Origin of the sequence: Pseudomonas sp. PHC1, from assembly GCF_046487845.1 — a bacterium.
GTDB classification, from domain to species: domain Bacteria; phylum Pseudomonadota; class Gammaproteobacteria; order Pseudomonadales; family Pseudomonadaceae; genus Aquipseudomonas; species Aquipseudomonas sputi.
Genome location: NZ_JBJXHJ010000031.1, coordinates 20201 through 41724 on the forward strand (window position 1 = coordinate 20201; position 21524 = coordinate 41724).

Here is a 21524-nt window from a genome sequence, read left to right on the forward strand (position 1 = left end):
GCCAAAGGCCTGAAAAAGAAAAACCCCATCAGCAATGATGGGGTTTTTTCTTTGCGGGGTGTTTTCTACCCAGGTTCAGCTTTACAGCGGCGCCGGCTGGATGATTTCAACCCAGTAGCCATCCGGGTCCTTGATGAACGCCAGGCTCTTCATGCGGCCATCGGTCAGGCGCTTCTGGAAGTCGCAGCCCAGCTCTTCGAAGCGTGCGCACGCCGCAACGATGTCCGGTACCGAAATGCAGATATGACCAAAACCGCGCGGGTCGGTGTTGCCGTTGTGGTAGGCGAAGTCCGCGTCGTTTTCGGTGCCGTGGTTGTGGGTCAGTTCCAGAATGCCGGGAATCGATTTCATCCACTCGGTGCGCGCAGCGGCGTCGGCCGGGATCTGCGATTTGTCGACCAGGGCGAGGAAATACAGGCTGAATTCCGCTTCCGGAAAATCACGCTTCTCGACCAGCGAGAAACCCAGCACGCGGGTGTAGAAATCCAGCGACTTGGTGATGTCTTTGACGCGCAGCATGGTGTGGTTGAACACGAAGTTGCGGGTTGCGCTGTCCGGGGTGGCAGTGACGCCAGGAAAGGTGTTCAGTTCTTGCAGGCTCATGGGCCCTCCGTAACAAATTGGGGCGAGTGAATGCGCGCAATGATACGCATGCCTTGCGGCATCGCCAAACCGAAAGCGCGGGCTTGCCCTGCGGGCGGGCCGGCCTCAGACTTTACGGCTTAATCCGCGAGTGCCTCTGGTAATGATCCGACCGTTCAAATCGCTGTTCGTTTTCCTGGGTTTTTCCCTGCTGGCCTTGCCAGCCTTTGCCGAGGCGCCAAGCATCACTTGGCCCGCCGGCTGGGAAGTCGAGGCGTTGCCCGAAACCTCCCCTGAAGTCTCCCGTCAGCGCGCAGTGAAGACTGATGCCGATGGCAATCAGGTGATGGTGATGGAGTTGACGATGACCCACGTGGAAAGTGGTCATCAGGTCAACTTGCAAGGCGTGTTGCTGGAGATGCGCAAGTCGGTGCAGAAAGACTTTTTCCAGAGCGGTTATCAGAGTGTCTGCAACAGGATTCATGCGAGTACGCTGGGTTCGCTGGCCGCGCTTGAGACCACTTGTACGGTGACTGAAAACGGCCGTCATGTGTTGTCACAAACATTGGTTGCAGCGGTAGAGGCGGATAAGGCGTACGTACTTTCGTATGCCGGGCAGGCGAAGGTCTATAAGGCCAGCGACGACGACATATTGGCTGCGCGAAACAGCTTGAAATTTTAGTCGTCTGTTCGTGGCCGGCGTGGCGTTAGATACCTGAACTGATTAAGCATAAAGTTAATCGCCGGGTAACGGGGCAACATTCGGAAGCATAGTTTCAGTGCGAGAGGGTTTTGAAACTCAACTTGATCGACAGAAAAATCGTTGCATTTGTTAAATATTGTCCAAAAAAAAGCCCTGCATATGCAGGGCTTTCATGTTTGCGAGGGCGATTAACCGCGCAACCAGGAATCAACGGTGGCTGCACCGTATTGTTCCTTCCAGGCCTTCAGGCCGCGGTGGTTGCCACCCTTGGTCTCGATCAGCTCACCGGTGTGCGGGTTCTGATAGACCTTGACCACGCGAGCGCGGCGGGTTTTAGGTGCGGCGGTCAGTTGCAGACCGGATTTCGCCGGGTTCGGATCGAGAATGGCGATGATGTCTTTCAGGCCTTTGCCGTAGGTTTTCATCAGCCCCTGGAGCTTTTCTTCGAATTCGATTTCTTTCTTGAGCCCGGCATCGTTCTTCAGCGATTCCAGCTGCTTGAGCTGTTCCTGAAGGGCCTTTTCAGCTGCACGAAATTCAGCGAGTCTGGACAATATCTTTACTCCAATAATGTATTTGGCTGATACCAACCGCAAACAAAGCTATAAGCCAAGAGCCTTGAAGCGACTCGGTGATAATGGCTCACCTGCCCATCTTGCAACAGGTAAGAAAAATTGTAGTAGTTAATTCGACAAGAGTAAATCCTGACTTTTTCTTCATGTAACAACAACGCTGTTTTGTATCAATTTGGTGCGGGCTGTCGGCGACACAGGATTTATCCCGCCAAGTTAATGATGAGTTAATGCTTCGATGAAGTCTGCAGCCGGCATCGGCTTGCCGAAAAGGTAGCCCTGCAGAAAGTTGACATGGTGGGCGGCCAGATAATCACACTGGGCCTGCGTTTCCACACCTTCGGCCACAATGCCCAGATCCAGTTTGGTGGAGAGTTCGATGATGGTGTCCAGAATGTGCCGGGACAGGGCGTCTGTATCGATCATGGCCACGAATGTCTGGTCGATCTTGAGGAAGTCCACATTGAAGGTTCTCAAGTAGCCAAGGCTTGAATGGCCAGTCCCAAAGTCGTCAATCGCGATCTTCACGCCCATTGCGCGCAGCTGTGCGAACAGTTGATGGGTAATGGCGGTCGGCTCGATCAGCTCGCGTTCGGTCAGCTCCAGGACCAGAGTGATGCTGCCAGGCTGAAAAGCTGACAAAAACTCACGGCAATCCTCAACCAGCTCAAAATCGCGGCAGTGACTGGCGGTGATGTTGATGCCAATGTGGAAAGGCGCCTCGAAGGTCGATGACAGCGGCCCGAGTATGGCAGCGGTCTGCTGCATCAAGGTGCGGGTCATCGGCACGATCAGCCCGGAATGTTCGGCAAACGGTATGAACAGGTCCGGACGCACCAGCCCTTCCTTGGGATGGTTCCAGCGCATCAGCACTTCTGCGCCCGACCACCGTTTGCTGTCGCCGTGCACCACCGGTTGAAAGTACGGAATGAACTCTCCGGCTTCCAATGCCCGAAGCATTTCCTGACTGGGCGACGTCGAGCGCTTCTGCAGGATGTAGCCGATCGCGCCCGATACGGCACCAAAGAACATCAGCAGGCTGAACAGCGGCGGATACTCCTCTTTCATGTAGCGCCAGGTTTCTCCTGCCGGAAAAGCGGCTGTTACCGAGAACGCATAGCGCGATGAGTGCAAGGTACTTTGTGCAACCGGCAGCGCGGGCAGGGCGCCTTGATGCACTTTGCCGTCGGCGCTGAGCCAGTTGTTGCCGACTTGCAGAAACAACAGCGTGTGCCGGCCGATCAGGCGCAGGATGTTGCTCAGGTGATAGCCGTCCAGCGTGGTCAGCGCACCACCGCGGCCCTCGCTCAGGCGATACACCAGCAGCGCGCTCTCGGGCGTGACCGGGTTGCCGTTCATGAGCCACAACTTGCCCTTTGCGTAGTCGCCCGGATTCACGGTTTCCTTGAAGTCGCCGAACAGCGAACTGCAATAGAGATTGTCGTCCCACACCAGATTGGTCGAGCGTACGAACGGACGCCGGGTGACTTGTTCGCGCAAGGCCAGTTTGACGGTCTCGCAGGTCTGGCCGGCCAAAGGCAACAATTCGCGGGCGGCCTGGGCAGTGTTGTCGAGCATCAGTTCGAACTGGCGCAGGGCTTCATCGGCGGTGTGCTGCGAACTCTGTTGAAGGGCGCGTCCGGCCTGCATATAGAGAATGACGCTGCCGAGTACGATCGGCAGCATGCCACACAGCAGTGTCACGATAATCCGGGTACTGCGCTTGCGGCGGGGCCTGACGGTCAGTGGCATGAGCGCATCCTGTCGCGATGGAGTGGGGCTCTCGATTGCAGGCCAAGCGTGCGCGCAGAGCCCAAGGTCTGAGCCCATGATAGATGGCCAATGACGCCTGCGCCGCTCGGTGGTAATTCAGCCGTGTCGCCAACTGAAAGAACGCAGGCCATGTGCCTGGGCGGTGTGCTGACTCCGGGGGCATCTGGCGGTGTAACAAAGCCCTTGCACCGGGCCGAAAAAAGCGGATTTTATAGAGAGGGCAGACAACCCGTTTTACGCTGTGTAGAATCCGGTTACGCATACAATAATAATCGTCTTCTGGCAGCAGAAGCCTCGCCCGCAAGAGCCTTGGGTCGACAATGAAGATATTCGGGTTTCAACTGATCTACGGTGACTTCCTCGCCCGCAGTGTGCGTGGCATCTCCTGTGCGCCGCCCACCGGTCTCAGCATTACTGACAAATAACTCTGGTTAATTGATAAGAATGATGAGGCGCCTACCATGGCAGATTTATACGAAAACCCTATGGGCCTGATGGGCTTCGAGTTCATCGAGTTCGCATCGCCGACCCCCGGCACCCTGGAGCCGATCTTCGAGATCATGGGCTTCACCAAGGTCGCGACCCACCGCTCCAAAAATGTGCACCTGTATCGCCAGGGCGCAATCAACCTGATCCTCAACAACGAAACGCACAGTGTGGCCTCGTACTTCGCGGCCGAACACGGCCCGTCGGTGTGTGGCATGGCATTCCGGGTCAAGGATTCGCAGAAGGCCTACAACCGCGCGCTGGAACTCGGCGCCCAGCCGATCCACATCGAAACCGGCCCGATGGAACTGAACCTGCCGGCGATCAAAGGCATTGGCGGCGCGCCGCTGTACCTGATCGACCGTTTCGGCGAAGGCAGCTCGATCTATGACATCGACTTCGTATTCCTTGAAGGCGTTGACCGCAATCCGGTCGGTGCCGGCCTGAAGATCATCGACCACCTGACCCACAACGTGTATCGCGGTCGCATGGCCTACTGGGCGAACTTCTACGAGAAGTTGTTCAACTTCCGCGAGATCCGTTACTTCGACATCAAGGGCGAATACACCGGCCTGACCTCGAAAGCGATGACCGCGCCGGACGGCATGATCCGCATCCCGCTCAACGAAGAATCGTCGAAGGGCGCCGGGCAGATCGAAGAGTTCCTGATGCAGTTCAACGGCGAGGGTATCCAGCACGTAGCCTTCCTCACCGACGACCTGGTCAAGACCTGGGATCAGTTGAAGAAGATCGGCATGCGCTTCATGACCGCGCCGCCGGACACCTACTACGAAATGCTCGAAGGCCGTCTGCCGAACCACGGCGAGCCGGTCGATCAACTGCAATCGCGCGGCATCCTGCTCGATGGTGCTTCGGATAAAGAAGACAAGCGTCTGCTGCTGCAGATCTTCTCGGAAACCCTGATGGGTCCGGTGTTCTTCGAATTCATCCAGCGCAAGGGTGACGATGGTTTCGGCGAAGGCAACTTCAAGGCGCTGTTCGAATCGATCGAGCGTGATCAGGTGCGTCGTGGCGTGCTCGCTACCGAGTAATCTGCAGATGTAAAAAAGCCCGGCCTGCAACGTTGCAGGCCGGGCTTTTTGTTGGGCGTCTTACGGGCGCCGATGGCGCGTCAGATGCTTGAACCCTTCAAACACCAGCACCACCACTGCCAGCCAGATCGGGATGTAGGTCAGCCACTCACCGGGTTTGATGCTCTCGCCGAGCAGCAGCGCCACTCCGAGCAGCAATACTGGCTCGACGTAACTGAGCAAACCGAACAGGCTGAACGGCAGCAGGCGACTGGCAATGATGTACACCACCAGCGCCGACGCACTGATCAGGCCGAGCAGCGGAATCAGCCACGTCAGCGCCGGGTATTGATCGAACACGCCGAAACCCTGTTCGCCGCCGCGCACAAACCAGTACGCCACCGGCAGCATCAGCGTCATGTCGACCCACAAACCGCCAAGGTTGTCCGACTTCAGGTATTTGCGCAGCACAAAGTACAGCGGGTAACCGACGACGACCACCAGCGTCGCCCAGGAAAATCCGCCAACCTGATACAACTCGTTCAACACGCCGAGGCTGGCAAAGAACACCGCGACTTTTTGCAGGTACGACAGGCTTTCGCCATAAGCGATGCGTCCGGTCAGCACCATCGCCAGCGGCAACAGGAAGTAGCCCAGCGACACATCGAGGCTGTAGCCGTTGAGCGGCGCCCACATGAACAGCCACAACTGCACACCCAGCAACGCTGACGAGAGGACCAGGCCACCGATCAGCTTCGGGAGCGCAGGAACCCGACGCAGCAGCTCCAGCACTCGCCGCCATTCGCCGGACAACAACATGAACACGGTCATGCAGGGCACGGTCAGCAACATCCGCCAACCGAATATCTCCACGCCGCTCAATGGGGTGAGCAACGAGGTGTAGTAATACATGACGGCAAACAGCGTCGATGCTGTCACCGATAGAGCAATGCCTTTAGACAAACTGTCCTCGCGGGGGGGATGGGCAAACGAGGCGCGCAGGATACGTGGTTTTTGTGCTGAATATTGGCCGAGTGATCAATATTTCCAACATTCGACCCAGGTCCCGTGAGAGCGGAGACCTGGGTCGAAGCATAGGTGCTTAAGCCTGACGCAGCTTGCGCCCCGACACAAAATGGCTCACATCATTAAACCCCGGCGTAGACGCATGCCCCGGCGTCACCAGCGAATCGATAAACGCTTCATCCTCCGCGGTAATCTTCACCGTCTGCGCCTTGGTGTAAGCATCCCACTGCTCTTCCGTGCGCGGCCCGACAATCGCCGACGTCACCGCGCCGTTGTTCAGCACCCAGGCAATCGCAAACTCGACAATCCCGACCCCACGCTCCTGGGTGTATTGCTGAATCTGCTGGGCAATGCGCAGCGACTCCACCCGCCATTCGGTTTCCAGAATCCGCTTGTCCTGACGCCCGGCACGGCTGTTGGCGTCCGGGGTTACGTCCGGTGCGTACTTGCCGCTGAGCACGCCACGGGCCAGCGGGCTGTAAGGCACCACACCGAGGCCGTAGGTCTGGGCAGCGGTGATCTGCTCGGTCTCGGCCTGACGGTTGACGATGTTGTACAGCGGCTGGCTGATGACCGGGCGATCGACCCCGAGCTTGTCCGCCACGCGAATCACCTCGGCAATCCGCCAGCCGCGATAGTTCGACAGGCCCCAATAGCGGATCTTGCCTTGGCGAATCAGATCGCCAATTGCCGAGATCGTCACCTCCAGCGGGGTGTTGTGGTCTTCGCGGTGCAGGTAATAGATGTCGAGGTAGTCGGTGCCGAGCCGGGTCAGGCTGGCTTCCAGACCATTGAAGAGGTGCTTGCGGCTCAGGCCGCTGCGGTTCGGCATGCCGTCCACCGGGCCGAAACCGACCTTGGTCGCCAGCACCCATTCATGTCGATGACGGGCGATGGCCTCGCCGACGATTTCTTCCGAGCGGCCATTGGTGTAGACGTCAGCCGTGTCGATGAAATTGATGCCCTGATCCCAGGCCTTGTCGATGATGCGCAGCGAATCCTCTGCGCTGGTCTGCTCGCCGAACATCATCGTGCCGAGGGTGAGGGTGGACACCTGCAACCCCGAGTGACCCAGTGTGCGATAGCTCATGCCGAAATCCTTTTGTCGGTGGGAAAGCTTCCATCAAATACCAGAAGCGTCCGGCGCGGAAAAGTGAATTTATCGACACAGTGCCTCGCAGCGCTGGCGTAAAAACGCCTGCAACACCTTGACCCGTTCCGACACCTGCACCCGGTGCGGGCACAGCAGATTGAACGGCACACTCTCGCCGTGCCAGTCATCGAACAGCGTCACCAGCCGCCCGGCGCGCACGTCCTCGGCTACATCGAGCCAGGCCTTGTAGGCGATTCCGTGTCCGGCCAGTGCCCATCGGCGGGCGACTTCGCCGTCGTCGCTGAGGTAGTCGCCGCGTACTTCGACTTCCAGCGTTTCGTCGTCGCGATGAAAGCGCCAGGTGTTGTAAGGCCGGCCGTTACGCAGGTAGAGCAGGGCGCTGTGTTTGCTCAATTCGGCAGGATTCTGTGGTGTGCCGTGACGCTCGAGATACGCGGGGCTGGCGCAGGCCACGCGGCGATGGTCCGGCAGAATCGGCAACGCTACCAGCGTTGAATCACTCGGCACACCGAAGCGCAGCGCCACATCGACCGTTTCGCGAAACAGATCCGCATGCCGGTCGTTGAGCAGCAATTGCAGTTGAATGTGCGGGTGTTCGCGCTTGAAGTCGTCCAGCCACGGCAGCAACACATTGCGCCCGAAATCCGACGGCGCTGCCAGTTGCAGCACGCCGCTCAAGCCTTCGGTCTGCTGTTTCAGCGCCTGTTCGCCCTCGGCCAGGGTCGCCAATGCCAGACGCACGCTTTCCAGATAGCGCCGGCCTTCTTCGGTCAGGCGCATGCTGCGGGTCGAGCGGGCGAAGAGTCGGATGCCGAGACGGGTTTCCAGGCGTTTCAGTGCGATGCTGGCGGCCGCCGGCGTCAGCTCCAGCGCCCGGGCGGCGGCGGAAATGCTGCCGGAATCGGCGGTGCGGACGAAGATCTCAAGATCCAGAATCGAGCTCATTGGTAAAAATCCTTTAAAGATCCTTCCGATTTACCGGGATTTTTCTTCGATTGGCAACCGCAGAAGATGCAATCTCCTCAAGCCCACTGGAGAACTCCCATGAAACCATTCGACAACCAGACTGTAGTGGTCATCGGCGGCAGCAGCGGCATTGGCGCCGCCGTCGCGTCGAACGCCGCAGAACGAGGCGCCCGTGTTTATTCGGTTGGGCGCCGTGTTGAAACATCCGAAACCCACGGCGATATCCGCCACGAGTCTGCCGATATCACCGATGAGGCCTCGCTGCTTCAACTGTTCAAGCGCATTGGCGCCTTCGATCATCTGGTGATTACCGCCGGGCCGAGCATCAGCGCCAAGCCGCTGGCCGACAGCGATCTGCTCCAGGCGCAACAGGCGTTCGACGTGAAGTTCTGGGGCACCTTGCGCGCCATTCAAGCGGCGCTGCCTTACCTGAGCGAGCGGGGCAGCATCACCCTGACGTCGGGGTTGCTGTCGCGCAAATTCGTCGCGGGGCAATTCATCAAGACCACGATGAATGCGGCGCTTGAATCACTGGCCAAACAACTGGCCAAGGAGCTGGCGCCGCGCCGGGTCAACGTCATCAGCCCCGGCGTGACCGACACCGAAGCCTACGCCGGCATGGACGAAAGCCAGCGCCGCGCGATGTTCGCCCGCACCTCGGCGGCGCTGCCGGTAGGCCGGGTCGGCATGCCGCAGGACCTGGCCGCCGCGTTTATGCTGGTCATGGAGAACGGCTTTATCAGTGGCAGCATCATCGACGTCGACGGAGGTGGATTGTTATGACCTGGCACTTCGATCACATGGCATTCAATGCGCCGGACGGGCAACGGATTCAAGAGGCCTTCAATGCCTTGCTGGGATTGACGCCGGGGCGCCGGCCGCCGTTTCCGTTTCCCGGGCGCTGGTTGTATCAGAGTGAGGAGGCGTTGGTGCATGTGATCGAGCAACCCGTTTTGGAAGAGGCTGCTTTGAGCCACATCGCGTTTAGAACCGATGAAGATGCAGCGGTGGTGTTGAAGCGGGTGCAGGGCAGTGGGTTGCCGTATCAGGTGGCGCAGGTGCCGGAGGATGGGATCTGGCAGATTTTTGTGCAGATGCCGGGGGGAGTGGTTTTGGAACTGGATGCGAAAAGCAGTGCGTGATGCTCGTTCCCACGCGGAGCGTGGGAACGATCTGGAGTGGGGTGTTTAAGTGTGGCGTTTAAAGGACACGTTCAGACACGCACCCCAGGCTACACAACCTTGCGCCGTTGCCTACGGCTGCGCCAGAATCCGCCGGCTTGTGCGCTTATGGGCCGGGTTTTATCGTTGTCCCGTCGCTGAATAACAGCGATCGGGTTTGGTAGCCCGGGTCTTTAAGTGCAGAGTGCTCCATTTTGTAGAGTCTTTTGTCTCTGTTTTATGGTGGTCATTCGCAGGGCACCTTCGGGTGCGCCGTTTCTCCTAAGGCCCGGTCTACCAACCTGCGTCTGGCCACCACCATCGTTTGGTAGCGAGTGTGGTGGCGCCAATAAGTGCCTTAGGAGTTTCACCATGATCAAACCAACACCCAACCCACCCGAAGCCGACACCACCTCGCCCTACGAAACCCTCGATTCCAAGAAATTCCACGAAGCCGCCGAACGCGCCCTCGATCACTATCTCAATCCGCTGCTCCCCAGAAAACCGCTGCTCAAACCCAACGCCCGCTACCTCATTGCCCCCGGCATCGACAGCGAAGAACTGCTGGCCGATGCGTGCGAGACCCTGACCTCGGCCAAAACGATGGCCACCGACTTCGCCGGGCTGGTGGACGGCTCGCAGCGGCATGTACTGCTAGGCATTGCGCAACTGATCATGCTGGGTGAACTGGCGGTGAACCGGGCGCTGGATAATCTGGAACTCAAGACTGAAGCGTCTGTGTAGCCTGATCGTTCCCACGCAGAGCGTGGGAACGATCAAACGAAAAACGGCCCGAAAAGGGCCGTTTCTGTATCTCGCCTAATGCTTAAGCCCGCAACGTCCGCGTCATCCGCAACGCCAGCAGACTCCCGCCAACAATCACACCCGCCAGCAGATAAAGCGCCGCATCGGTAGAGCCCGTGCTGTCCTTGACCCAACCCACCAGATAAGGACTGAGGAACCCGGCCATCTGCCCCATCGAGTTGATCAACGCCAACCCACCCGCTGCAGCACCCGCGCTCAACATGGCAGTCGGCACCGGCCAGAACATCGGCAGACCGGTCAGCGCGCCCATGGTCGCAATGGTCAAACCGAGAATTGCAATCGCCGGATTCGCCGCGAAGTTCACCGCAATCAACAGGCCGACAGCGCCCATCAACATCGGCACCACCAAATGCCAACGACGTTCTTTACGCAAGTCTGCCGAACGCCCGACCATCAGCATAAACACCGCCGCCAGCAAGTAAGGAATCGCACTCAACCAGCCAATCACCAGGTTGTCGCTGAAGCCGAGGTTCTTGATGATCGACGGCAGCCAGAAGTTGATCGCGTACACACCGCTCTGGATGCAGAAGTAGATCAGGCCGAAGGCCCAGATGGCCGGGTTCTTGAACACGGCGATCAGCGAATCGGAGGTGGTTTTCGGTTTGTTCGCCAGGTCTTCGGCCTGGTCGGCTTCCAGCACCGAACGCTCGTACGGGGTCAGCCATTTGGCGTTGGCGAAGTTGTCGCTGAGCAGGAAGTAGGCGAGTGCGCCCAATACAACCGTCGGAATGCCTTGCAGCAAAAACATCCACTGCCAGCCCGCGAGGCCACCCTGGCCGGCGGCGAAGTGATTGAGGATCCAGCCGGAAAACGGGCTGCCGAGCAGGCCGGACACCGGGATCGCCGACATGAACAGTGCCATGATCCGGCCACGGCGGAAGGTCGGGAACCACTGTGAGAGGTAGAGCACAACGCCGGGGAAGAACCCGGCTTCGGCCGCGCCGGTGAACAGGCGCAGGGTGTAAAACTGGGTCGGCGTGGTGACGAACAGCAGGCAGGTCGACAGCGTGCCCCAGGTGATCATCATCAGCGCAATCCAGCGCCGGGGGCCGAACTTGGTCAGCGCCAGGTTACTCGGCACGCCGCACAGTACGTAGCCGATGAAGAAGATACCGGCACCGAGGCCGTACACGGTTTCGCTGAATTTCAGCGCGTCGAGCATCTGCAATTTGGCAAATCCAACGTTGACCCGGTCGAGGTAGTTGAACAGGTAGCAGATGAAGATGAAGGGGATCAAACGCAGGGTGATGCGTTTGTAGACGGCATTTTTATCGTCAGCGATGGTCTGGGCGGCAGCGGCGCTCTGCGACATGGCGGCTCTCTCTTTATTATGATTTTTTGCGATGCAAAGGGTAACGTTGATCGCCCTGAGAGTCTCGGCCACCTTTGGCCGGATTGTCTTTGTGCCTGAGCACAGGGTTTGCTGCCAGACCCTGTGCGGGTGAACAACCGTCCGCGCCTGTTTTCAAGGATTTCAGCCCCTATGTTCGAACTCGATCACGACCTCGCCCAGGACATCGTCGACCGGGCCATGGCCATTTTGCCGTACAACGTCAACGTCATGGACAGCCAGGGACTGATCCTCGGCAGCGGCGAGCCGGAGCGGATCAACACCCGCCACGAAGGCGCGCAACTGGTGCTGGCCAACGGGCGAGTGGTGGAGATTGACGCGCAGACCGCGGTGCATTTGAAGGGCGTGCAGCCGGGAATCAATCTGCCCCTGCTGCTCGATCAGCGCTTGATCGGCGTGCTTGGCATCACCGGTGAGCCGGAGCAACTGCGCACTTACGCCGAGCTGGTGCGCATGACGGCTGAAATGCTGGTCGGCCAGCGCAACCAGCAATCCGAACAGCAATGGCGGCGACAGCGCTGCGATGACTTGCTCGCGCTGTTGTTGAGCGAGGCGGGGGATTCGCCAAGGTTGATCGACGAGGCCCAGCAACTCGGCCTCAAACCGCAACTGACGCGGGTGCCGTATCTGTTTGAGCTGGGTCTGGAGCACGGGCCCGGGCAAACCGCCGAGGCGCTGAGTGCCTGGCTGATGTCGCGCTATCCCGACAGTTGGTGCGTGAGCTCGGCAAAATCGTCGCTGCTGTGGTGCCGTCCGGCGAGTCAGAACGTCGAGCATGATCGGCTGCTGGAAAAACTCGATGGTCTGGGCTGGAACATCCTGCGCATTGCGGTCGGCGGGCAGGCCGATGGGCTGACTGGATTGCGCCGTTGCTACCGGCGGGTCGGCGATCTGCTCGCTTATGGCCGTGAAGTACTGCCGCATTCACGGCTGCTGACCCTTAATCGCTACCGCTTGCCGGTGATGCTCTGGCGCCATCGCAACGACGATGCGCTGGATGAACTGCTCAAACCGTTGCGCAAGGTGATCGCCAAGGACAACAACGGCCAGTTGCTCGCGACCCTGCGCAGCTGGTGCGATCACGACGGGCAGAGCCAGGCTTGTGCCGATGCCTTGGGGATTCACCGCAACAGCCTGCGTTACCGGATGGAGCGGATTGCCGAGTTGAGCGGGGTCGATCCGCTGAAGCTCGACGGGATGCTGGCGTTGTATCTGGGTGTGCAATTGCTGCCGCAGATTGACGATTTGTCGAAATGAACAATAAACGCCTGCGCCACTTGTGCAGCGGACAGGCGTCAACGGGCAAGGCGACTGGCAGCATGAGGGGCATTGGAACTGGAGAATTCGCATGAAAATCGTCATCGCCCCCGATTCGTTCAAGGACAGCCTGAGTGCCCAAGGCGTTGCAGAAGCCATCGCGCTGGGTCTGGCTCAAGTCTGGCCGCAAGCGACTTTGGTCAAATGCCCGATGGCCGACGGTGGCGAAGGCACGGTGGAGTCGATTCTCGCCGCGTGCGAAGGCGAACTGCGCCGCACCCGCGTGCGCGGTCCGTTGGGCGCAGCGGTTGAAGCCGCGTGGGGCTGGCTGCCGCACAACCACACCGCAATCATCGAAATGGCTGAAGCCAGCGGCTTGCAACGGGTGCCGCCGGGGCAGCGTGACGCCTGTATCAGCAGCACGTTCGGCACCGGTGAGCTGATCCGCGCCGCGCTGGATGCCGGCGCGCAACGGGTGATTCTGGCCATTGGCGGCAGCGCCACCAATGACGGCGGCGCCGGCGCCATGCAAGCGTTGGGCGTGAAACTGCTGGATGCCCAAGGGCAAGCTCTGGTGCCGGGCGGTCTGGCGCTGGCGCAACTCACCCAACTCGATCCAAGCGGACTCGACCCGCGTCTGGCGCAAGTGCGTTTCGACATCGCCGCCGACGTCAACAATCCGTTGTGCGGCCCCCACGGCGCCTCGGCGATCTTCGGCCCGCAGAAGGGCGCATCCCCTGCGCAAGTACAACAACTGGATCAGGCCCTCGCTCATTTCGCCGAATGCTGCGCGCGAGCGCTGGGCAAGGATGTGCGGGATGAGCCGGGCAGCGGTGCTGCGGGCGGATTGGGCTTTGCCGCCAAGGCATTTCTCGGTGCACGGTTCCAGGCCGGTGTCGAAGTGGTCGCGGAACTGGTCGGCCTGGCCGACGCTGTGAAGGGCGCGGATCTGGTGATTACCGGAGAAGGGCGCTTCGATGCTCAGACCCTGCGCGGCAAAACCCCGTTCGGCGTCGCGCGCATCGCCAAGCAACATGGCGTGCCGGTGATCGTCATTGCCGGCACCTTGGGCGATGGCTATCAGGCACTCTACGATCACGGCATCGACGCCGCATTCGCGGTCACCAGCGGTCCGATGTCCCTCGAACAAGCCTGCGCCGAAGCCCCGCGCCTGCTGCGCGAACGTGCCGCAGATATTGCTCGCGTATGGCGTATGGCAACTCCGGCCTGACCTGTCAGTCATCATCTGAAACAACGGGTGTTTCATCGCTGAAACACCCGCAGCACCGTGAAAAATATTTCATCTTTGCGCGCAAACTTCCTCAAGCCTGGCCGATATAGAAATCAGGCGCACACAAGACTTTCCAAAAAAGTGACGCCGGACTGAAGCCCGCCCAGGGGCCAGTGATCACGGCAGGGACGCTCGTAGTTTCAATTATCCGAGAGTCCTCCTATGTCCTTGCGTAATCTGAATATCGCGCCCCGTGCTTTCCTCGGTTTTGCCTTCATTGCCTTGCTGGTGATCGTGCTCGGTGTGTTCGCCGTCAACCGCATGTCGATCATCCGTCAGGCGTCGCTGGAGATGGAATCGACGCAGTTGCCGAGCGTCACCCAACTCGCCGTGGTCACGGAAAACGTTTTGCGTCTGCGGATCCTCTCGTTCCGCATTCTGGTCAATCGCGAACCGGCGGGGTTGCAGGAAGCGCAGACCCGTATCGGCGTGCTGGTGGACAAGGTACGCGCCGCTCAGGCCAGTTACGCGGTATTGCCGGCGGGGCCAGAAGAACGCGCGCTGTATCAGGAGTTCTCGACGACCCTCGACAACTATGTGCAGGCGCAGAACCAGATGATGGATTTGTCGCGTCAGGACAAGCTCGACGAGATGCGCGCCCTGATCAACACGAAGATCAAGGATGGCACCGACAAGATGGGCGAACAGCTCAACAAGCTGATTGCAATCAACGCCGCCGATGCGAAGACCGCTTCCACCCAAGCCGGTGAGCACTACGACAGCGCAATTACCGGCATCGTCATTGTGGCGGTCATCGCGGCGCTGGCCACGGTGCTGCTGGCCTGGCTGCTGACCCGCAGCATCGTCACGCCGCTGAACCGTGCCGTGGCGGCCGCGCAAACCATCGCCGGCGGCAACCTGACCAACGTCATCGAAATCGACGGCAGGGACGAACCGGCGCGCCTGCTTGAAGCCCTGGCCGCCATGCAGACCAACCTGCGCAAGACCATCGAGCAGATCGCCGGCTCCGCCACCCAACTGGGCGCCGCCGCCGAAGAGCTGAGCGCCGTGACCGAAGAAGCGTCCCGTGGCCTGCAACAGCAGAACGACGAAATCGAACAGGCGGCCACCGCCGTCAACGAAATGACCGCCGCGGTGGAAGAGGTGGCGCGCAACGCGGTGTCGACCTCCGAAGCCTCGAACCAGTCGACCCACGCCGCCCGCGAAGGTCGCGATCAGGTGGTGAAAACCGTCGACGCGATCCAGACCATGACCCACGACGTGCAGAACACCGCACAGATGATCGAAGGCCTGGCCGAACAGGGGCGCGACATCGGCAAGGTGCTGGACGTGATCCGCGCCATCGCCGAACAGACCAACCTGCTGGCGCTCAACGCTGCCATCGAAGCGGCGCGTGCCGGTGAAGCCGGGCGTGGCTTCGCCGTGGTCGCGGACGAGGTTCGCGCCCTGGCCCATCGCACCGCGCAATCGACCCAGGAAATCGAAAAAATGGTCGCCGGTATCCAGAACGGCACCGGCGAAGCGGTTTCGTCGATGCAGCAAAGCAACCAGCGCACCCAGACCACCCTGGAAATGGCCCGCGCCGCTGGCGTTGCACTGGAGCAGATCACCCAATCGATTCACCAGATCAACGAGCGCAACCTGGTGATCGCCAGCGCCTCGGAAGAACAGGCGCAGGTGTCCCGCGAGGTCGACCGCAACCTGGTCAACATCCGCGACCTGGCCACGCAATCGGCCGCCGGTGCCAACCAGACCAGCGCCGCGACCCACGAACTGTCGCGCCTGGCGGTGGATTTGAATGCGATGGTGGCGCGCTTCGTGATTTGACCTAGGGTGAAGGCTGGAGACCGCGCAATCAGGAGACGTACATGCGCTATTCAGCCTTGACCCAACGAATCGCCGGGGAGGGAGCAGCGGCCTGGCGAATTCACGACCGAGCGCTGGAGCTGCGCGCCGAAGGGATTGATGTGTTGCTGCTGTCGGTGGGTGATCCGGATTTCGATACGCCGCTGCCGATCATCCACGGCGCCATCGACAGCCTGCTGGCAGGCGATACGCATTATTCCGACGTGCGCGGCCGGCTGGAGCTGCGCAGGCTGATCGCCGAGCGCCATCGGCGGTGCAGCGGTCAGGACGTCGATGCCGGACATGTGATCGTGCTGCCCGGCGCGCAATGCGCGGTGTATTCGGTGGCGCAGTGTCTGCTGGATCCGGGCGATGAAGTGATCGTCGCCGAACCGATGTACGTGACTTATGAAGGTGTGTTCGGTGCCTGCGGCGCAACCGTGGTGCCCGTGCCGGTGCGTCCGGAAAACGGTTTTCGCGTCGATCCGGCGGATGTCGCGGCGCGGATTACTCAGAAGACTCGGGTCATGTTGCTCAACAGTCCCAACAATCCTTCCGGTGCGAGCCTGTCACTGCTGATCTGGCAGGCGCTGGCGGCGCTGTGCATTCGGCATGACCTGTGGTTGATCAGCGACGAGGTCTACAGCGAATTGTTGTACGAAGGCGAGCACATCAGCCCGGCGAGCCTGCCGGGCATGGCCGAGCGCACCGCGACGATCAACAGCCTGTCCAAATCCCATGCGATGACCGGGTGGCGGATCGGCTGGATGATCGGGCCGAAACCCTTGGCCGAGCATCTGGTGAATCTGTCGTTGAGCATGCTGTTCGGTCTGCCGGATTTCGTGCAGAAAGCGGCGCAGATCGCGCTGGAGAAAGACCTGCCGGAAGTGACGCAGATGCGCGAGGAATACCGCTTGCGCCGGGATCTGGTGTGCGAGCGGTTGTGCGGCTGTCCAGGGTTGTACCCGATCAGACCGGATGGCGGGATGTTCGTGATGGTCGATGTGCGCCAGACCGGGATCGGGGCGCAGGACTTTGCCGAGCGGCTGTTGGAGGGCTATGGGGTTTCGGTGCTGGCAGGGGAAGCGTTTGGGCCCAGTGCAGCGGGGCATATTCGCATCGGGTTGGTGGTGGATCGGGTGAAGCTGGCGGATGCCTGTTCAAGGATTGCCCTGTGCGCTGCGCAGCTTCTACAAGTGCGCAGCGCCTGACTGTTTACGCCTGATCGTTCCCACGCGGAGCATGGGAGCGATCAATCAAGGGAAGGGATTCACCAGGTTGGCGGGTTTTTCACCGGCCAAGGCCGCCAACAGGTTCTCCACCGCGCACCGCGCCATGGCTTCGCGCGTTTCGTGGGTCGCCGACCCCATGTGCGGCGTTGCCACCACATTATTGAGCTGCAACAACGGCGAATCATGATTCAGCGGCTCACGTTCGAACACATCCAGCCCCGCCGCGCGAATCCGGTTATGGCGCAAGGTGTCGATCATCGCCGCCTCATCCACCACCTTGCCCCGTGAAATGTTGATGAAGATGCTGTCCGGCCGCATCAACGCAAATTGTTCGGCGCCAATCAAACCTTCAGTCTGCGCCGTCAGCGGCAAAGTCAGGCAGATGAAATCCGCCTGCTGCAGCAGGTCCTCCAGGCTGCGGTACTGCGCATCGAAGCGCGCCTCGACCGCCGGTTTGCGCGATTGGCTGTGATAGATCACCGGCATCCCGAACCCGAAATGCCCGCGCTGCGCCAATGCCTCGCCAATGCGCCCCATGCCGATGATGCCCAGGGTCTTACCGTGCACATCGGTGCCGAAATGCGCCGGGCCGATGCTGCGGTGCCAGTGACCGCCGCGCACCATGTTCGCCAGTTCCACCACGCGCCGGGCGGTGGCGAGGATCAGCGCGAAACCGGTGTCGGCGGTGGTTTCGGTCAGCACGTCCGGGGTGTTGGTCAGCAGGATTTTGCGCCGGGTCAGGTAGTCGATGTCGTAGTTGTCGACGCCCACCGAGACGCTGGAAATCGCTTCGAGCTTGGGCGCCAGATCGAGCAGCGCCGCGTCCAGTTTCAGGCTCGCGCCGAGCAACCCGTGAGCGCCGGGGAGGGCGTCACGCAGTTTCATCAAGCCATCGGCATCAAGGCTGTCGATCAGCGTCACATCGACCTGTTCCTCAAGGCGCGCCATCAGCGCCGACGACAGTTTTTTGTACAACACAACCTGCTTTTTCATCGCAGTCATCTCTCTATCAATTCAGGAGTGGGCCGGCTGCGGACGCGGAGCGACACGCTTGGCCGTCACCCGGTCGCTCGCGCCGGGCTTGAGAAAAATCGTCAGCACCACCGAGAGCATCAGCGCGCCGCTCATCAGCAGGTAAGACGCGCCGGGCGACCCGGTGGAGCTGTTCAGGTAGCCGACCAGATACGAGCCGCCGAACGAACCGAGGGCGCCCATGCTGTTGATCAGCGCCATGGCGCCGCCGGCAACGTTGGCCGGCAGGATCTCCGGGACGATGGCAAAGAACGGCCCATAAGGCGCGTACATGCAGGCGCCGGCAATCACCAGCAGCGTGTACGACCACCAGAAATGTTCCGCGCCCAATGCGTAGGAACCGTAGAACGCCAACGACGCAATCAGCAGTGGCGGCCAGACGAAGCGTTTGCGCTTTTGCAGTTTGTCCGAGCCCCACGACACCAGCAGCATGCCGATCACCGCCGCCAGATAAGGCAGGGCCGAGAGCCAGCCGGCCTCGATCATGTCCATCTGCGCGCCGGCCTTGAGGATCGACGGCAGCCACAACACGAAGCCGTAGACGCCGATGCTCCAGCAGAAAAACTGCAACGCCAGGATGATCACCTTCGGCGAACGGAAGGCTTCGGCGTAGTTCTTTACCGCTTTGATCCCGACCTGTTCGGCGGCAAGAGCGCTTTGCAGATCGTGCTTTTCCTGATCGTTGAGCCACGTGGCCTGAGCCGGACGATCATCGGCCAGCCTCCACCAGATAAACGCCCAGAACACTGCCGGCAAGCCTTCGATGATGAACATCCAGCGCCAGCTGAAGTGCTCCACCAAGTACCCCGAGACCACCGACATCCAGAGCATGGTCACCGGGTTGCCGAGGATCAGGAAGGTGTTGGCCCGCGAGCGTTCGGCGCGGGTGAACCAGTGGCAGAGATAGACCAGCATCGCCGGCATCACCGCCGCTTCGACCACACCGAGCATGAAGCGAATGACGATCAGCCAATAGGCGTTGGAAACCACGCCGGTCAGCGTCGCGAGCCCGCCCCAGAGAATCAGGCTGACGAAGATCAGCTTCTTCACGCTGTGTTTTTGCGCGTAGATCGCCCCGGGCACCTGGAAGAAAAAGTAACCGAGGAAGAACAGTGCGCCGAGCAGCGAGGACAGGCCCGGCGTGATCATCAGGTCGGCGGCCATCCCGGAAGCAGCGGCGAACCCGTAGTTGGCGCGGTCCAGATACGCCAGGCTATAGGTGATGAACACGATCGGCATGATGTACCACCAGCGGCGGCTGGCGAGGGTTGCGGTTTTCATGGTCTTGCTCCTGAGCTTGTTGTTTTTGTCGCAGCAGGTTCAATGAATCGGTTGTTGCTCGTACCCACGCTCTGCGTGGGAGCGCCTCCGGGGACGCTCCGCGTTGCATATGACGCAGAGCGTCACGGGCTGCATTCCCACGCAGGAGCATGGGAATGATCAGTCATGAGTTCGGATCGGGTCGGCAAACCCTCCATGTCGCCGCGGCTCTGCACCGCGCGACTGCCAATCCAGTTGGCGCGTCTGACGGCCTCGGCAAAACTCTGGTGTTCCAGCAGGGCGCTGATCATCCCGACCGCAAAACCATCGCCGGCACCCACCGTATCGACCACGGTCTGGACCGGCACCCCGGCGACAAATCCCTGATCCAGATGGGTGCGGTAATACGCACCTTGCGGCCCGAGCTTGATCGCCACGGCTTCGGCACCCTGATCGAGATAAAACGCCGCGATATCCGCCGGATCTTCAAACCCTGTCAGCAAGCGACCTTCGCTCAACCCCGGTAGCACCCAGTGGGCGAGGGCGGCGAGGCGGTTGATCTCGCTGATCATCTCCCGTTCGCTGGCCCACAGGCTCGGGCGCAGGTTGGGGTCGAACGACACGCTGCGCCCGGCGTTGCGCATGCGGGTCATCAGTTCATGGGACATTTCCCGCGCCGACGTGGACAGCGCCGGAGGAATACCGGTGGCGTGCAGGTGCCGGGCACTCAACAGCATCGGGGTAATCGACAGCGGCGACAGATGACTGGCTGCCGAGCCACGGCGGAAATACTCGACCGTCGGATCGCTGCCGTCATCGTTGCGGGATTTGAGCTGGAAACCGGTCGGGTGCGCGTTGTCGACTTCAACGTGACTGCAATCGAGCCCCTCGCGGGCCAGGGTTTCGACAACAAATCGTCCCAGCGAGTCGGCACCGACCCGGCTCAGCCACGCGACCTTGAAGCCCAGCCGCGACAAGCCGATGGCGACGTTGCTGTCGGCCCCGGCAATCCGTTTGTGAAATTGCTCGACGCAGGCCAGATCACCGCTCTGTTCGGCAACAAACATGGCCATGGTTTCGCCGAACGACAGGATATCGATCTCAGACATGGGCAGGCTCCAGGCGGGACTGGCCGAGCTGGGCGAGGGCGGCGACGTGTTCGGTGGTGAGTTGCACCAGGTCATCGCCCTGCAGCGGGTATTCGGCGGCGCGCATGACCCCTTGGGCCATGTGCCGCAGCAGCTGTTCCCACAGATGCAGGTCAGTGGCGGCGGGCGGCACGGCCACCAGTTTGCCGTCGGTACGGCGGGCCACGGCTTTGCAATGCACGTAGCCGACGTGACGGCCCAACAGCCGAGCGGCGCTGGTGGCGGACTGGTCTTGCCACTGCCAGTTGCCGATGTCGAAGGTCATCTTGATCGGCAGGTTGTGCTGCTCGACGGCGGCGAAGAAACGCTGGAAAGGCTCGATCCGCCCGCCGTGCAGGGTCTGGTCATTCTCTACCAGCAGTTGCGCAGGGCTTTGCGCAAGGATTTGCGCCAATCTCTGCAGATCGTTGTTGTTGGTGAAAAAACCGAGGGAAACCTTCAGCCACTTCGAGCCAAATGCTTCGGCGTTTTGCAGCGCGGTGATGAGTTCGGGATTGGGCCGCGATTGACCGGCGAGCCACAGTTCGGTGGGCGAGGAATAGATGCTCTGCAGGCCTTCGGCTTGCGTGGCAGCGGCGAGTTGTTCGGCGACTTCGTTGGTCAGCAGCTCTTCGCGCCATTCGATGCGGTTGGCGCCCGAAGCGGCCAGCACTTCGATGAAAGAAGCCTGACCACGACGGCGAACGAGGTCGGCGCCGTAGCTGGAAAGGCTGATGGCAACGGCGGGTTTATTCATTAGGGCAAAAGAGTCCTGATCCGTGCATGACACATGGGTCGAGCCTTGGTTGGGGAAATCGCTGGAAACGGCAGGTTTATTCATTGTTATCTACCTCTGAAACCGGTTTCATTTTCGTTCAAAAAAAATCAGCAGGTTGTGCAGTGCTCTTTCGGCCCCATCGCTGGCAAGCC

The 21524-nt window shown here is 60.5% G+C and carries 20 protein-coding genes; 9 read left to right on the plus strand and 11 right to left on the minus strand.

The features are described from left to right. Positions 1-81: 81 nt before the first annotated feature. Positions 82-603 carry a lactoylglutathione lyase gene (gloA, locus tag ACKJSM_RS26715; protein WP_065260490.1) on the minus strand — a complete coding sequence of 174 codons (522 nt, stop codon included), beginning with the start codon at positions 601-603 and terminating at the stop codon, positions 82-84. A 142-nt stretch (positions 604-745) separates the two neighbouring features. Between gloA and ACKJSM_RS26720 the strand changes: the two genes are divergently transcribed. Beyond that, positions 746-1264 (plus strand): DUF4946 domain-containing protein, encoded by a 519-nt coding sequence (locus tag ACKJSM_RS26720; protein ID WP_410239322.1) that lies wholly within the window; start codon positions 746-748, stop codon positions 1262-1264. A gap of 209 nt (positions 1265-1473) precedes the next feature. Here ACKJSM_RS26720 and ACKJSM_RS26725 read toward each other — a convergent pair whose 3' ends face one another. Continuing rightward, positions 1474-1839 carry a histone-like nucleoid-structuring protein, MvaT/MvaU family gene (locus ACKJSM_RS26725; protein WP_064381416.1) on the minus strand — a complete coding sequence of 122 codons (366 nt, stop codon included), beginning with the start codon at positions 1837-1839 and terminating at the stop codon, positions 1474-1476. A 234-nt stretch (positions 1840-2073) separates the two neighbouring features. Next, on the minus strand, positions 2074-3609 hold the full coding sequence (locus tag ACKJSM_RS26730) for an EAL domain-containing protein (RefSeq protein WP_410239323.1): 1536 nt from the start codon (positions 3607-3609) through the stop codon (positions 2074-2076). Between the two features lie 482 nt (positions 3610-4091). On the opposite strand from ACKJSM_RS26730, the gene hppD reads away from it, so the two are divergent. Further along, positions 4092-5168, plus strand: a complete 1077-nt coding sequence (gene hppD / locus ACKJSM_RS26735; protein ID WP_410239324.1) for a 4-hydroxyphenylpyruvate dioxygenase — start codon at positions 4092-4094, stop codon at positions 5166-5168. 60 nt (positions 5169-5228) lie between these two features. Here the strand turns inward: hppD and rarD are convergent, their stop codons facing one another. From rarD to ACKJSM_RS26750, 3 genes are all read right to left on the minus strand, one after another. Next, complete coding sequence (rarD, locus tag ACKJSM_RS26740; RefSeq protein ID WP_410239325.1) at positions 5229-6110, minus strand: EamA family transporter RarD; 882 nt, start codon at positions 6108-6110, stop codon at positions 5229-5231. A 139-nt stretch (positions 6111-6249) separates the two neighbouring features. Further along, on the minus strand, positions 6250-7263 hold the full coding sequence (locus ACKJSM_RS26745; RefSeq protein WP_410239326.1) for an aldo/keto reductase: 1014 nt from the start codon (positions 7261-7263) through the stop codon (positions 6250-6252). Between the two features lie 69 nt (positions 7264-7332). Next, entirely contained in the window at positions 7333-8232 is a 900-nt protein-coding gene (locus tag ACKJSM_RS26750; protein WP_410239327.1) for a LysR family transcriptional regulator, read from the minus strand. A gap of 99 nt (positions 8233-8331) precedes the next feature. Here ACKJSM_RS26750 and ACKJSM_RS26755 point away from each other — a divergent pair, with 99 nt between their 5' ends. The 3 genes from ACKJSM_RS26755 (at position 8332) to ACKJSM_RS26765 (ending at position 10157) form a co-directional block, all read left to right on the plus strand. After that, positions 8332-9036 (plus strand): SDR family oxidoreductase, encoded by a 705-nt coding sequence (locus tag ACKJSM_RS26755; RefSeq protein WP_410239328.1) that lies wholly within the window; start codon positions 8332-8334, stop codon positions 9034-9036. Continuing rightward, entirely contained in the window at positions 9033-9395 is a 363-nt protein-coding gene (locus tag ACKJSM_RS26760) for a hypothetical protein (protein WP_410239329.1), read from the plus strand. Before ACKJSM_RS26755 ends, ACKJSM_RS26760 begins: the two co-directional genes overlap by 4 nt. A gap of 390 nt (positions 9396-9785) precedes the next feature. Beyond that, the gene (locus tag ACKJSM_RS26765; protein ID WP_410239330.1) at positions 9786-10157 is read left to right on the plus strand and encodes a DUF6124 family protein; all 372 of its coding nucleotides are present in this window, start codon (positions 9786-9788) and stop codon (positions 10155-10157) included. Positions 10158-10239: 82 nt separating this feature from the next. On the opposite strand, the gene ACKJSM_RS26770 is transcribed toward ACKJSM_RS26765, so the two are convergent. Next, a complete protein-coding gene (locus ACKJSM_RS26770; protein WP_236179122.1) occupies positions 10240-11550 on the minus strand; it encodes an MFS transporter in 1311 nt (436 codons plus the stop codon). A gap of 171 nt (positions 11551-11721) precedes the next feature. On the opposite strand from ACKJSM_RS26770, the gene ACKJSM_RS26775 reads away from it, so the two are divergent. The 4 genes from ACKJSM_RS26775 (at position 11722) to ACKJSM_RS26790 (ending at position 17154) form a co-directional block, all read left to right on the plus strand. Beyond that, positions 11722-12846 carry a sugar diacid recognition domain-containing protein gene (locus ACKJSM_RS26775; protein ID WP_236179124.1) on the plus strand — a complete coding sequence of 375 codons (1125 nt, stop codon included), beginning with the start codon at positions 11722-11724 and terminating at the stop codon, positions 12844-12846. A gap of 91 nt (positions 12847-12937) precedes the next feature. Continuing rightward, positions 12938-14077, plus strand: a complete 1140-nt coding sequence (locus tag ACKJSM_RS26780; protein WP_410239331.1) for a glycerate kinase — start codon at positions 12938-12940, stop codon at positions 14075-14077. A 222-nt stretch (positions 14078-14299) separates the two neighbouring features. Beyond that, a complete protein-coding gene (locus tag ACKJSM_RS26785) occupies positions 14300-15925 on the plus strand; it encodes a methyl-accepting chemotaxis protein (protein WP_410239332.1) in 1626 nt (541 codons plus the stop codon). 41 nt (positions 15926-15966) lie between these two features. Further along, positions 15967-17154, plus strand: coding sequence for a pyridoxal phosphate-dependent aminotransferase (locus ACKJSM_RS26790; protein ID WP_410239333.1), 1188 nt, complete (start codon positions 15967-15969; stop codon positions 17152-17154). A gap of 45 nt (positions 17155-17199) precedes the next feature. On the opposite strand, the gene ACKJSM_RS26795 is transcribed toward ACKJSM_RS26790, so the two are convergent. The 4 genes from ACKJSM_RS26795 to ACKJSM_RS26810 form a co-directional block, all read right to left on the minus strand. Then, entirely contained in the window at positions 17200-18168 is a 969-nt protein-coding gene (locus tag ACKJSM_RS26795; RefSeq protein WP_410239334.1) for a 2-hydroxyacid dehydrogenase, read from the minus strand. A gap of 21 nt (positions 18169-18189) precedes the next feature. Further along, positions 18190-19488, minus strand: coding sequence for an MFS transporter (locus ACKJSM_RS26800; protein ID WP_410239335.1), 1299 nt, complete (start codon positions 19486-19488; stop codon positions 18190-18192). Between the two features lie 122 nt (positions 19489-19610). Next, complete coding sequence (locus tag ACKJSM_RS26805; RefSeq protein ID WP_410239336.1) at positions 19611-20576, minus strand: sugar kinase; 966 nt, start codon at positions 20574-20576, stop codon at positions 19611-19613. Further along, complete coding sequence (locus tag ACKJSM_RS26810; RefSeq protein ID WP_410239337.1) at positions 20569-21351, minus strand: sugar phosphate isomerase/epimerase family protein; 783 nt, start codon at positions 21349-21351, stop codon at positions 20569-20571. Before ACKJSM_RS26810 ends, ACKJSM_RS26805 begins: the two co-directional genes overlap by 8 nt. Positions 21352-21524: the final 173 nt, after the last annotated feature.

Bases quoted from the DNA above. Each gene is read 5' to 3' on its own strand.
- gloA (WP_065260490.1), bottom strand. From the start codon at position 603: ATGAGCCTGCAAGAACTGAACACCTTTCCTGGCGTCACTGCCACCCCG.
- ACKJSM_RS26720 (WP_410239322.1), top strand. From the start codon at position 746: ATGATCCGACCGTTCAAATCGCTGTTCGTTTTCCTGGGTTTTTCCCTG.
- ACKJSM_RS26730 (WP_410239323.1), bottom strand. From the start codon at position 3,609: ATGCCACTGACCGTCAGGCCCCGCCGCAAGCGCAGTACCCGGATTATC.
- hppD (WP_410239324.1), top strand. From the start codon at position 4,092: ATGGCAGATTTATACGAAAACCCTATGGGCCTGATGGGCTTCGAGTTC.
- ACKJSM_RS26745 (WP_410239326.1), bottom strand. From the start codon at position 7,263: ATGAGCTATCGCACACTGGGTCACTCGGGGTTGCAGGTGTCCACCCTC.
- ACKJSM_RS26750 (WP_410239327.1), bottom strand. From the start codon at position 8,232: ATGAGCTCGATTCTGGATCTTGAGATCTTCGTCCGCACCGCCGATTCC.
- ACKJSM_RS26755 (WP_410239328.1), top strand. From the start codon at position 8,332: ATGAAACCATTCGACAACCAGACTGTAGTGGTCATCGGCGGCAGCAGC.
- ACKJSM_RS26760 (WP_410239329.1), top strand. From the start codon at position 9,033: ATGACCTGGCACTTCGATCACATGGCATTCAATGCGCCGGACGGGCAA.
- ACKJSM_RS26765 (WP_410239330.1), top strand. From the start codon at position 9,786: ATGATCAAACCAACACCCAACCCACCCGAAGCCGACACCACCTCGCCC.
- ACKJSM_RS26770 (WP_236179122.1), bottom strand. From the start codon at position 11,550: ATGTCGCAGAGCGCCGCTGCCGCCCAGACCATCGCTGACGATAAAAAT.
- ACKJSM_RS26775 (WP_236179124.1), top strand. From the start codon at position 11,722: ATGTTCGAACTCGATCACGACCTCGCCCAGGACATCGTCGACCGGGCC.
- ACKJSM_RS26780 (WP_410239331.1), top strand. From the start codon at position 12,938: ATGAAAATCGTCATCGCCCCCGATTCGTTCAAGGACAGCCTGAGTGCC.
- ACKJSM_RS26785 (WP_410239332.1), top strand. From the start codon at position 14,300: ATGTCCTTGCGTAATCTGAATATCGCGCCCCGTGCTTTCCTCGGTTTT.
- ACKJSM_RS26790 (WP_410239333.1), top strand. From the start codon at position 15,967: ATGCGCTATTCAGCCTTGACCCAACGAATCGCCGGGGAGGGAGCAGCG.
- ACKJSM_RS26795 (WP_410239334.1), bottom strand. From the start codon at position 18,168: ATGAAAAAGCAGGTTGTGTTGTACAAAAAACTGTCGTCGGCGCTGATG.
- ACKJSM_RS26800 (WP_410239335.1), bottom strand. From the start codon at position 19,488: ATGAAAACCGCAACCCTCGCCAGCCGCCGCTGGTGGTACATCATGCCG.
- ACKJSM_RS26805 (WP_410239336.1), bottom strand. From the start codon at position 20,576: ATGTCTGAGATCGATATCCTGTCGTTCGGCGAAACCATGGCCATGTTT.
- ACKJSM_RS26810 (WP_410239337.1), bottom strand. From the start codon at position 21,351: ATGAATAAACCCGCCGTTGCCATCAGCCTTTCCAGCTACGGCGCCGAC.